Below are 11,627 nucleotides of genomic sequence, written 5' to 3'. Positions count from 1 at the left end.
AGTGCAACTTTCCCTAACAGAAAAAGGCCAGTATGCGGTAGCATACGGCCTTTCCTGCAAGAAAGATTGCCATGAGCTACACACAACTGACCCAAGACGAACGATACCATATCCAATACCTGTCCCGCCACTGCACCGTCACAGAAATCGCCAAACAGCTTAACCGCCACAAAAGCACCATCAGCCGCGAAATCAGACGGCACCGCACCCAAGGGCAGCAATACAGTGCCGAAAAAGCACAGAAGCAGAGCCGGACTATCAAACAGCGTAAGCGAAAGCCCTATAAGCTTGATTCGCAGCTGATTCAACACATCGACACCCTTATCCGCCGCAAACTCAGTCCCGAACAAGTATGCGCCTACCTGCGCAAACATCACGGGATAACACTCCACCACAGCACCATTTACCGCTACCTCCGCCAAGACAAAAGCAACGGCGGCACCTTGTGGCAACACCTCAGAATATGCAGCAAACCCTACCGCAAACGCTACGGCAGCACATGGACCAGAGGCAAAGTGCCCAACCGCGTCGGCATAGAAAACCGACCCGCCATCGTCGACCAGAAAGCCCGCATCGGCGATTGGGAAGCCGACACCATCGTCGGCAAAGGACAGAAAAGCGCATTACTGACCTTGGTCGAACGCGTTACCCGCTACACCATCATCTGCAAATTGGACAGCCTCAAAGCCGAAGACACTGCTCTGGCAGCCATTAGGGTATTAAGGGCACATAAAGCCAGAGTCCACACCATCACCATGGACAACGGTAAAGAATTTTACCAACACACCAAAATAGCCAAAGCATTGAAAGCGGAGACTTATTTTTGCCGCCCCTACCATTCTTGGGAGAAAGGGCTGAATGAGAACACCAACGGACTCATCCGACAATATTTCCCCAAGCAAACCGATTTCCGAAACATCAGCGATCGGGAGATACGCAGGGTTCAAGATGAGTTGAACCACCGGCCAAGAAAAACACTTGGCTACGAAACGCCAAGTGTTTTATTCTTGAATCTGTTCAAACCACTGATACACTAGTGTTGCACTTGAAATCCGAATCCAAGGACCTTTCGTCCGTCTCCGTTTTGTCCAACTCCATCCACTCCGCATCAGGAAAATCTGTTTTCAGACGACCCTTCAGATACGCCAAGCTGTCTTGGGCGATGTGGTCGTCGCGGCTGTCGTGGATGTGGTTGAAAATCAGGCTGTGCAGGCTGATACCGTATTGTTTGAGTGCGGCGAAACTGAGCAGGGTGTGGTTGATGCTGCCGAGCCGCCCGCTGGTGACGAGGATGACGGGATAATCTTGTTGCTGAATATAATCAATGGTTAACAGATTTTCCGTCAGCGGAACCATCAATCCGCCCGCACCTTCGACCAATACGATTTCGTATTGCGCCGCCAGTTGCTGCGTGGCGGTGCGGATTTTGTCCAAGTCCAAAGTCCTGCCGTCCAGACGGGCGGCGAGGTGCGGCGAAGCGGGATAGCTGAAGATTTCGGGCATGGTCAGCTTTTGCTTGTCGGCTTCCTGCATGGGTATGCCCATGATTTTGCGGTGGACGGCGATGTCGTCGGCGATGTTTTGGCAACCGGTTTGCACAGGCTTTTGCGTGATCACGCTTTTACCCTGCTGCAACAATTGTTTTGCCAATACGCCGGTGGCGACGGTTTTGCCGATGTCCGTGTCTATACCGCTGACGAAGTAAACGCCTTTCATTTTCTGTGTTCCTTCAAGATTTGCACGGTTTTGTCGGCAAGTTCGGTCAAGAGGTCGTCTGAAATAATGTAAGGCGGCATGAGATACACCAGCCTGCCGAACGGGCGCACCCAAATGCCCTGCGCCACGCAGTCCGCTTGAAAACGCGCCATATCCACGCCTTTTTCCAACTCGATCACGCCGATGGCACCCAAAACGCGCACGTCTTTCACGCCGCGAATGTCCCATGCGGTTTTCAGACGACCTATCAGGATGCTTTCGATGCGGCGGATATTTGCCTGCCAGTCTTGAGACAAAAGCAGCTTGACCGAAGCGCAGGCAACGGCACACGCCAGCGGGTTCGCCATAAATGTCGGGCCGTGCATAAACACGCCCGCTTCGCCGCGCGAAATCGTTTCGGTGACTTTTTGCGAAGTGATTGCCGCTGCCAGCGTCATATAACCGCCGCTCAAGCCCTTGCCGATACACATAATATCCGGCACGACGTCCGCGTGTTCGCAGGCAAACATCTTGCCCGTGCGCCCGAATCCGGTGGCAATTTCGTCAAAAATCAACACGATATCAAATTCATCGCACAAATCGCGCAAACCGCGAAGATACTGCGGATGATAAAAATACATGCCGCCCGCGCCCTGTACGACCGGTTCCAAAATAAAGGCGGCGATATCCGCATGATGCGCTTCAAACAAGGCGCGGACAGGCTGCAAATCCGCCTCGTCCCATTCATCATCGAAACGGCTTTTCGGATTATCGACAAAATAACGCTGCGGCAACGCGCTGCCGAAAATATGGTGCATCCCCGTTTCCGGATCGCAGACGGACATCGCGTTCCACGTATCGCCGTGATAACCGCGCCGCACCGTCGCGATATTCTGCTTCGCCGTCAAACCCCTCGCCTGCTGGTATTGCACCGCCATCTTCAACGCGACTTCCACCGAAACCGAACCCGAATCCGCATAAAAAATACGATCCAGCCCCTGCGGCAAAATCCCGACCAATAATTTGCCCAGCTCCACCGCTGGCTCGTGTGTCAAACCGCCGAACATCATATGCGACATCTGTTTAATCTGCGCCTCAACCGCCTGATTCAAAACGGGATGATTGTAGCCGTGTATCGCACACCACCAAGACGACATCCCGTCAATCAACCGCGTACCGTCCGCCAATTCGATATGCACGCCCTCCGCACGGCGCACCGGATACACAGGCAACGGGGCGGTCATGGACGTATAGGGATGAAGCAAGTGGGCGCGGTCGAAATCGAGCAGGGAGGAATTTTTGGAAATCATAGGATGTTCTTTATAGCATGTTCTTTTGCTTAATCTGATTTTAACGGCATATATACGCAAACCGCCGTATTTTCGCGACAAATTTTATCATTAAGCTCCAGTCATATGTAAATTACCCTCATATCCTTGACGTTCACATGAATCAGACAGTAACATCGCGGAGACTGAATAATATATATTGATAATTGACTACTATGGCAAAACTGAAAACCATCGCCCTGACGCTGTCCGGTTTATCCGCCGTTTCCGGCGCGGCCGCCGCACAAAACGCCACTCCCAACCAAACAGGTATGGCAATGATGCGGCTCAATTCTGCCCTTCTCGACCAAGCCAAAGCCAAGACTTTCGGTTCCGGTAGCCTGTGGGCCTCGTTGAAAAAAGACTTCCGCATGGGCGAAGTCAATTCCGAGCTGGTCCGCCGCCACGAAAGCAAATTCGCCGCAAACGGTGCCTATTTCGACCGCACCATCACGCGTAGCAAACCTTATATGTACCATATTGCAACCGAAGTTAAAAAACGCAATATGCCCGCTGAGATCGCGCTTCTTCCCTTCATTGAAAGCGCATTCGTCACCAAAGCCAAATCCCACGTCGGCGCATCCGGCCTGTGGCAGTTCATGCCGGCAACCGGCCGTCATTTCGGCTTGGAAAAAACACCTTTGTATGACGGCCGCCACGACGTATATGCCGCGACCGACGCCGCGCTGAACTACCTGCAATATCTGCACGGGCTGTTTAACGACTGGTCTTTGGCATTGGCTGCATACAACTGGGGCGAAGGCAATGTAGGCCGCGCCGTCAACCGTGCCCGCGCACAAGGCTTGGAGCCGACTTACGAAAACCTGCGCATGCCGAACGAAACACGCAACTACGTTCCAAAATTGCTGGCTGTCCGCAATATCGTCGCCAGCCCCCAGACTTTCGGCATGAATATCAGCGAAATCACTAATCAGCCTTATTTCCAAACAGTCAGTATTGACAAACCCATCGACAACAGCACCATCGCCCGCCTTGCCAATATCAGCGAGAGCGAGCTGCTAACATTGAACCCTGCCTTCAACGCACCTGTCTTCATCCCGAAAAACAACCGCAAATTATTGCTACCCGTTTCCGCCGTATCCGCATTCGAAAAAAATTACCGCAATGCAAACCCCGAGACACTGCTCTCTTTCAATGCCTATACATCGGCCCGCAATACCAATCTGAACAAGATTGCGACAGAAGCCGGGATGAGCGTTGCCGAAATCAAACGCCTGAACGGCTTAAACGGCAATTCGCTGTCTGAAGGACGTACTATTTTGGTTGCGCAAAATAATACTGCGACCAAACAGGATATGATTAATTTCATTGATACTGACAATACTCCGGATACCTACCGTTCGAATATGCCGACAATGGCTCCGATTCAAACGGCAAAACTCAAGACCGATACAGTCAAAACAGTCGTCATCCCTGCCAATACGATTGCACAAGAACAAGCTCCAGCAAGCTTTGATTTTGTTGCTAATACCAAAGCTGCAACTACCCCTATTACCGTCGATACCGTTACAACCGCCCAACCCCGTGTAGAACGCGTTCAAACCGTACAATCCACGGAAGCAAAAACTGCTGCGGACACAACTGTCATTGCGGCAGCCGAGCTTGCACAACCTGCCTTCACCTTAACAGAGCCGCAGGTCGTGGCATCCGCAAAATCAGCTGCCCCTTCCACTCCTTCGACAGTCGAAGAACCTGACCAAATGATGGCATTGCTTGCCAATGCTGATTCACGTCTGCAAAAAGCAGAAGAGGATCAAACCACTGTTGCTCAAAATATCGATACGCTTCATCAAGAAGTTGATGCAGCCAAAGCACGCAGCGAACGCATTGCCGAAAATATTGCCAAGCATCAAAGCCGTACTGAAGCACGACTGGCAAGAGCAAATAATCAATCATCTGCACAGCCGACAACTATGGCAGGTATGCACCGCGTGACTGATGGAGATACTTTGTTCAATATCTCTAAACGCTACAACTTAAGCGTTGCCGATTTGATTGTGGCCAACAATATCAAAGGCAGCAACATCCGCAAGGGTCAGCTGTTACGCGTTAGCGCGGCTCCGGTCAAAACCCGTAAAAACAACATTCAAAATGTTTCTTATACAGTCCGTAGAGGCGATACACTCAATACGATTGCCAACCGCTTTAACGTAGATGTCAACGATATCCGCCGCTGGAATAAAAATACCCGAACCGTTACTCCGGGTCAGCGTTTAAAATTGATGGGCAGCTAACCGTATAATCAAACAGCAAAGGTCGTCTGAAGTTTTCAGACGACCTTTTTATATCGTGAATCGTAATAGGAAATACCTAATCATATTTATTCTGCACAAACAGGAATCCTGACCTCAGATTGTCAGTCATACTTAAAAATTGCCGTAAGCTCAAACTCCTAGATACCTGCCTGCTAGCCCAGTCCATCCATATTGTATCCATGCCAAAATATAAAAACGTCGTCTGAAAACTGGATATCCGGTTTTCAGACGACGTTTTTAATGCCGCTTATTTCGAACAGTCTTACTGCTGCGCGGCAGGTTGGCTAACGGTTTCGCGTTTCAAACCGCCGCCAAGTGCTTTATACAAGTCGGCAAGGTTTTCCAAACGGGTCAGCTGATTAGCCAAAAGAGCAGTTTCTGCGCCGTAACTGCTGCGCTCGGCATCCAGCAAATCCAATGCACTGGATACGCCATGTTTGTAGCGCAGGCTGATGAGGCGCAGGCTGTCGTTGTAGGCACGGCTTTGTTTGCTCAAAGCGGCATAGCTTTTATCCAGCTGTTCGCGTGCAACCAACGCATTGGAAACGTCTTTGAATGCGGATTGAACAGCGGCTTCATAAGCAACGATTTGTGCCTGTTGGCGCAGTTTGGCTACGTCAAGATTGGCTTTGTTTGTGCCCCAATCAAAGATAGGCAGAGTGATGGATGGTGCAAAAGCCCAAATACCCGTGCCGCTCTTAAACAGGCCGCTCAACTCGCCGGAAGCGGTACCGACAGAACCGGTCAGGCTGATGCGCGGGAAAAACGCCGCACGTGCCGCACCGATATTGGCATTGGCTTGTTTGAGCGCGTGTTCGGCCGCACGGATATCCGGACGGTTGAGCAACAGGTCCGAACTCAAACCGGCAGGCAGTTTGGTCATTTTGAACTGTTTGTTCAAAGGCAAACCGGCAGGCAAGTCTTCAGGCAAAGGTTGATTAATCAACATAGCCAAGGAATTTCGCGCTTGCTCGCGGTTTTTTACCGCAGATGCGTAATCGGCTTTGGCCGATTCAATCAGCGCTTCCTGTTGGTGCAAATCAACGGCGGAAATCACGCCGGCCTTATGGCGTAATTGCGAGAGCTTGTAAGTCGCTTCACGGGTTTGTAATACGCGTTGTGCCAATGCCATGGTTTCTTCCGCGTAGCGTTCGTTAAAGTAGGCTTTGGCAACGGTAGAAATCAGGGTCAGATGGGCGGCATCGCGGTTTGCGGCCACATTAAAATAACCTTGCAACGCGGCTTCGCTGGTGCTGCGGACACGGCCGAAGAGGTCAAGCTCATAAGAGGCTGCGCCCAAACCCACGCTGTATTGGCTGCTAACGCTGCCGCCACTCAAACTGCCTTGACGCGAACCTGTACCGCTGGCATTGACGGTTGGCAACAAATTATTACGCGCAATCATGTATTGCTTGCGGTAGATTTCCGCATTCAGCGCGGCTGTACGCAAATCGGTATTGCGTTCCAATGCGATGTCGATCAGGCGGTGAAGGCGAGGATCGGCAAAGTAATCTTGCCAACCCAATTCGGCTGCACGGATACCGTCGTCAACAGTGTCGTATTTAAACGTATCGGCCACGGCAACTTGAGGCTGCTCATATTTCGGCATCATGGTACAGGCCGACAAAGCCACGGCGGCGGCAACGGCGGTCAGTACAGGTTTGAATGTAATCTTCTTCATTTTAGAATCCTTTAGCATTTTGAGGCCGTCTGAAAATTTTTCAGACGGCCTTTGCTTTAGTGCTTGTCTGAATCTTGTTTACCGTCTTCAATCATGCCGGCTTCAGCGGCGTGTTTGGCGGCCATCTCATGCTCGTGTGCGGTTTCTTTAAAGAATTTGCGCACAACCACATAGAACAAAGGCACAAGGAACACAGACAGAATCGTACCGATCAACATACCCCAGACCACGGTCGTACCAATCGCACGTTGGCTGGCGGAGCTGGCACCGCTGGCAACATAAAGCGGTACCACGCCCAAGATGAAGGCAAACGAAGTCATGATAATCGGACGGAAACGCAAGTGTGCGGCGGCAAGCGCAGCTTCAAGCGCGCTCTTGCCTTGCGCTTGCAGGTCTTTGGCAAACTCGATAATCAAAATCGCGTTTTTCGCACTCAAACCCATCACCGTAACGAAACCGACTTGGAAGTAGATATCGTTGGCGTATGCCGGAATACTGCCCAGTAATGCTTCAAACATGTTACGGCCAGTCACACCCAATGCCGCGCCAATCAAGCCCAACGGAATCACAAGGATAACCGCCAACGGGATAGACCAGCTTTCGTACAAAGCAGCCAATACCAAGAATACAGCGGCAGCGGCCAATGCGTACAATACGACAGTTTGCGAGCCGCCTTTAGCCTCTTCACGAGACTGGCCTCCCCATTCCAGACTGTAACCGCCGCCCATGTCATCAACCATTTGCTGTACCGCAGTCATGGCCTGACCGGAAGATACGCCATTAACAGGCGAGCCGGAAAGCTCCATTGCCGGATAACCATTGAAGCGGACGCTTTGTTCCATACCGTTTTCCCAAGAAACAGTAGCAATGGTAGAAAGCGGTACAGCAACGCCGGATTTGTTCGGCACGGTCAGGTTCAGAATATCGGCAGGCTGCATACGGGCACTCGCATCAGCTTGTACCATCACGCGTTGCAGACGTCCTTGATTTGGGAAGTCGTTGACATAAGACGAACCCAAAGAAGAAGCCAAAGCAGTACGGATATCAGAGAACGAAATACCTTGTGCGGCTGCTGCAGAGCGGTTGATGTCGATTTTCAACTGAGGCGCATCTTCCAAACCGCTCGCACGAACGGTACTTGGGTTAAACAAACCGCTTTTGCGCATTTTGTCAATCAACTCATTGCGCTTGGCCAACAATGCAGCATGGCCGCTGTTGTTACGGTCTTGCAGGTAAATCGTCAAGCCGGAGCCTGTACCCAATTCCATAATGGCTGGAGGCACAATCGCCAAACCGAAACCGTCTTTCAGCGTAGCCATCATCATGCCGGTCAACTTACCGGAAATAGAAGTCGCATCGCTGCCCGGGGCAGTACGTTCGCTCCAGTCTTTCAGAATGACAAAGCCCAAAGCCATGTTTTGACCGGAACCTGAAAAACTGAAGCCGGAAACGGTAATGATGTTCTCAATCTCAGGTATAGATTTTGCCAGCTGAGTGATTTGAGCCAAAGTTGCATCGGTACGCTCTTTGGTCGCGCCGGCAGGCAGCTGTACGCTCAACATCAAGTTACCTTGGTCTTCAGTCGGCAAGAAGGAAGTCGGCAGACGCATAAACAGGAATACGCCCACAACAGTCAAACCAATATAGACAACCATCATGCGCAAAGTCTTGCGCAAGACTTTGGCAACCCAGCCTTCGTAGCCGTGTGTCCAGCTGTCGAATTTTTTGTTAAACCAACCGAAGAAACCTTTTTTCTCTTCGTGATGACCCTTCTGAATCGGTTTGAGCATGGTGGCACATAATGCCGGAGTCAGCGTCAAGGCAAGGAATGCGGAGAATGCAATCGATGCCGCCATGGTCAAGGCAAACTGTTTGTAAATGTTACCTGTTGCACCGCTAAACATTGCCAGCGGAACAAATACGGACATCAACACGGCAGTAATACCAATCACCGCGCCGGAAATCCGACCCATCGCTTTTTTGGTTGCAGCCTTAGGCGACAGACCTTCACTCGCCATAATACGCTCAACGTTTTCAACGACCACAATCGCGTCATCGACCACAATACCGATCACCAATACCATCGCAAACATGGTCAATACGTTAATCGACATACCCATGTATGAGATAAAGGCAAAACCGCCCAACAGGGAAATCGGTACAACAATGGTCGGAATCAGCGTATAGCGGATGTTTTGCAGGAAGAGATACATCACTAAGAATACCAATACGATGGCTTCCAAAAGCGTATGGATCACTTTCTCAATCGAAATTTCCACAAATTTGGAAGTATCGTAAGGAACTTTCCAGCTCATGCCGTCTGGAAAATACTTCTGCAAAACTGCCATTTTTTCTTTCACGGCAGTCGCCGTTGCCAAAGCGTTACCGCTGTTGGACAGCATCACTGCCATACCGGTGGCATTCACGCCGTTCAAACGTGTGGAAGTAGAATAGTCCTGCATACCCAAGCTGACTTTGGCAACGTCTTTCAGATAGACATTAGAACCATCGGTATTGGATACCAAAATGATGTTGCCAAACTCTTCAGCAGTGCTCAGCTGACCTTGAGCCGTCACAGTTGCTGAAATGGTCTGACCTGCAGCCGCCGGCAAAGAGCCGATAGAGCCTGCAGAAATTTGGATATTTTGAGTAGCCAGTGCGTTGGTTACCGTTGCAAAAGACAGGTTGTAGTTTTGCAGTTTTTTCGGGTCAACCCAAATACGCATGGCGCGTTGCGCACCAAACAATTGTACCTGCCCTACCCCGTCGATACGCTGCAGTTCAGGAATGATATTGCGCTGGGCGTAATCGTTCATTTCCTCAATGGATTGCTTTTCAGAAGAAAGCATGACCACTTGCAAGAAGTTGGAACGCGCTTTAGATACGGTTACACCATATTGCTGTACGGTAGACGGCAATGTGGACAACACTTCCGACAATTTGTTCTGCACGTCTACCTGCGCCAAATCTTCATTGGTTTCCGGTGTAAACGTCAGACTGACGCTGCCGCTGCCGCTGGAATTGGCAGAAGTCGTCATATAGTCCAAACCTTCCACACCGTACATATTACGTTCGATAACGGCCAGTACGCTGTCTTCCATTACCTGAGCAGAAGCGCCCGGATAAGTAGCGCGCAAAGTAATGGTCGGTGCAGCAACGGACGGATATTGGGAAATCGGCAGTTTTTGAATGCCGAAAATACCCGCTGCGATGATAAAAATCGCAATAACCCATGCAAAAATGGGGCGGTCAATAAAAAACTTAGACATTCATGCGTTCCTTATTTGGCTTCAGATGCAGCTTTAGCTTCAGAGGTCGTCTGAACGTCTTTTTTCGCTTCAGAAGCAGCTTTGGGCGCGGCTTCTGCAGCACTTCCGGCAGGCGTCCATTCTTTAGGCGTAACCTTTTTCGCACCCATCATGGCGGCAATGCTGGTGCCGTCCACAACGACTTTGTCGCCGTCGTTCAAACCAGAAGTAATAACCCAATTGGTTCCCTGCTGCCGGGCGACTGTTACCTCGCGCGACTCCATTTCGCCTTTGGCGTTCACAATCGTTACAGTATCTTTCGTACCGCGCGTTACTGCCTGCTGCGGCACGACAAAGGCATTAGCAACAGCAACCTGCTCCATCAGGACGCGCACATAGAGACCGGGCATCAGGATATTTTTGTCGTTCGGCACTGACGCGCGCAGCGTGATTTGTCCAGTCGTTTCGTTAACAGACGGATCGGAGAACAGCAAACGGCCTTTGTGCGGATAAACTTCGCCGTTGTCGAACTTGATGCCCACTTCAATCGCGCCGTCCACGCCCGACAGCTTGCCTTCGGCAACCTGTTGGCGCAGCTTCATCACTTCGGTCGCAGATTGAGTGATGTTCACATACATAGGATTGGTTTGGCGGATGGTTGCCAGAACGGTCGTATCACCCGCGTTCAACAGCGTACCTTCGGATACTTTAGACTGACCGATAAAACCTGAAATTGGCGCGGTAATGCGCGCCCTGTTCAGATTGATACCGGCAGATTTAATCGCCGCCTGAGCCGCTTTGACGCTTGCTTCGGCAGAACGTTTCGCCGTTACCGCCGCATCGTAGTCCTGTTTACTGATGGCATCGGCGGCAACCAGCGGTTTGTAACGCGCCAAGTCGGCATTGGCTTTGGCAAGGGTTGCCTGCGCGCTTGCCAATTGGGCGCGCGAGCTTTCCAGATTTGCTTCATAGGTGGAGCTGTCGATTTGGTAAAGCGGCTGCCCGGCGCGGACATAGCTGCCCTCTTGGAACAGGCGTTTTTGGATGATACCGCCGACTTGCGCGCGGACATCCGCAGTACGCAGCGACTCCAAACGTCCCGGCAGCTCGGTCGTCAACGCGATAGTTTCAGGATGGACGGTAACGACACCGACCACAGGAGCGGGAGCCTGCTGTGCCGCTGCCTGCTGCCCTGCTCCGCCCGCTTCGCCTTTCGCCGTATCACCACCTTTACCGCACGCCGAAAGAGCCAGCGCAATAGCGGCAGCGATTGCCGTCATGCTTTTCACCTTAGAAGCATAAAAAGTCATTATTTTTCCTATCTAGATAATTGTTATGAAGTTTCACTATATGCTTTGTTATTGTAGCCGATTTTTGGTTCCGAAAACAACAATCGCCT

Annotated in this window: 7 protein-coding genes; 2 read left to right on the top strand and 5 right to left on the bottom strand. The window is 51.1% G+C overall.

The features are described 5' to 3' along the window. The first annotated feature begins 71 nt into the window (after positions 1-71). Positions 72-1,037, top strand: a complete 966-nt coding sequence (locus J7445_RS00880; protein WP_209282829.1) for an IS30 family transposase — start codon at positions 72-74, stop codon at positions 1,035-1,037. On the opposite strand, the gene bioD is transcribed toward J7445_RS00880, so the two are convergent. Together bioD and bioA are read right to left on the bottom strand one after the other, a co-directional pair. Then, complete coding sequence (gene bioD, locus J7445_RS00875) at positions 1,018-1,716, bottom strand: dethiobiotin synthase (protein WP_209283091.1); 699 nt, start codon at positions 1,714-1,716, stop codon at positions 1,018-1,020. The genes J7445_RS00880 and bioD overlap by 20 nt on opposite strands. Next, positions 1,713-3,005 (bottom strand): adenosylmethionine--8-amino-7-oxononanoate transaminase, encoded by a 1,293-nt coding sequence (bioA, locus tag J7445_RS00870; protein WP_070655036.1) that lies wholly within the window; start codon positions 3,003-3,005, stop codon positions 1,713-1,715. Before bioA ends, bioD begins: the two co-directional genes overlap by 4 nt. A 194-nt stretch (positions 3,006-3,199) precedes the next feature. On the opposite strand from bioA, the gene J7445_RS00865 reads away from it, so the two are divergent. Continuing rightward, positions 3,200-5,278 carry a LysM peptidoglycan-binding domain-containing protein gene (locus J7445_RS00865; RefSeq protein WP_070539082.1) on the top strand — a complete coding sequence of 693 codons (2,079 nt, stop codon included), beginning with the start codon at positions 3,200-3,202 and terminating at the stop codon, positions 5,276-5,278. Between the two features lie 283 nt (positions 5,279-5,561). On the opposite strand, the gene J7445_RS00860 is transcribed toward J7445_RS00865, so the two are convergent. The 3 genes from J7445_RS00860 to J7445_RS00850 are packed head-to-tail and all read right to left on the bottom strand — an operon-like array spanning position 5,562 to position 11,538. Continuing rightward, entirely contained in the window at positions 5,562-6,980 is a 1,419-nt protein-coding gene (locus tag J7445_RS00860) for an efflux transporter outer membrane subunit (protein WP_107820281.1), read from the bottom strand. Between the two features lie 56 nt (positions 6,981-7,036). Continuing rightward, complete coding sequence (locus J7445_RS00855; protein WP_209283090.1) at positions 7,037-10,249, bottom strand: efflux RND transporter permease subunit; 3,213 nt, start codon at positions 10,247-10,249, stop codon at positions 7,037-7,039. Between the two features lie 11 nt (positions 10,250-10,260). Continuing rightward, positions 10,261-11,538, bottom strand: coding sequence for an efflux RND transporter periplasmic adaptor subunit (locus tag J7445_RS00850; RefSeq protein ID WP_209283089.1), 1,278 nt, complete (start codon positions 11,536-11,538; stop codon positions 10,261-10,263). Positions 11,539-11,627 lie beyond the last annotated feature (89 nt).

Origin of the sequence: Neisseria sicca (genome assembly GCF_017753665.1) — a bacterium.
GTDB lineage: Bacteria > Pseudomonadota > Gammaproteobacteria > Burkholderiales > Neisseriaceae > Neisseria > Neisseria flava.
The sequence above is the reverse complement of the archived record's forward strand: the minus strand, read 5'-3'. Positions and strand labels throughout refer to the sequence as shown.

Bases quoted from the DNA above. Each gene is read 5' to 3' on its own strand.
- J7445_RS00860 (WP_107820281.1), bottom strand. From the start codon at position 6,980: ATGAAGAAGATTACATTCAAACCTGTACTGACCGCCGTTGCCGCCGCC.
- J7445_RS00850 (WP_209283089.1), bottom strand. From the start codon at position 11,538: ATGACTTTTTATGCTTCTAAGGTGAAAAGCATGACGGCAATCGCTGCC.
- bioA (WP_070655036.1), bottom strand. From the start codon at position 3,005: ATGATTTCCAAAAATTCCTCCCTGCTCGATTTCGACCGCGCCCACTTG.
- J7445_RS00880 (WP_209282829.1), top strand. From the start codon at position 72: ATGAGCTACACACAACTGACCCAAGACGAACGATACCATATCCAATAC.
- bioD (WP_209283091.1), bottom strand. From the start codon at position 1,716: ATGAAAGGCGTTTACTTCGTCAGCGGTATAGACACGGACATCGGCAAA.
- J7445_RS00855 (WP_209283090.1), bottom strand. From the start codon at position 10,249: ATGTCTAAGTTTTTTATTGACCGCCCCATTTTTGCATGGGTTATTGCG.
- J7445_RS00865 (WP_070539082.1), top strand. From the start codon at position 3,200: ATGGCAAAACTGAAAACCATCGCCCTGACGCTGTCCGGTTTATCCGCC.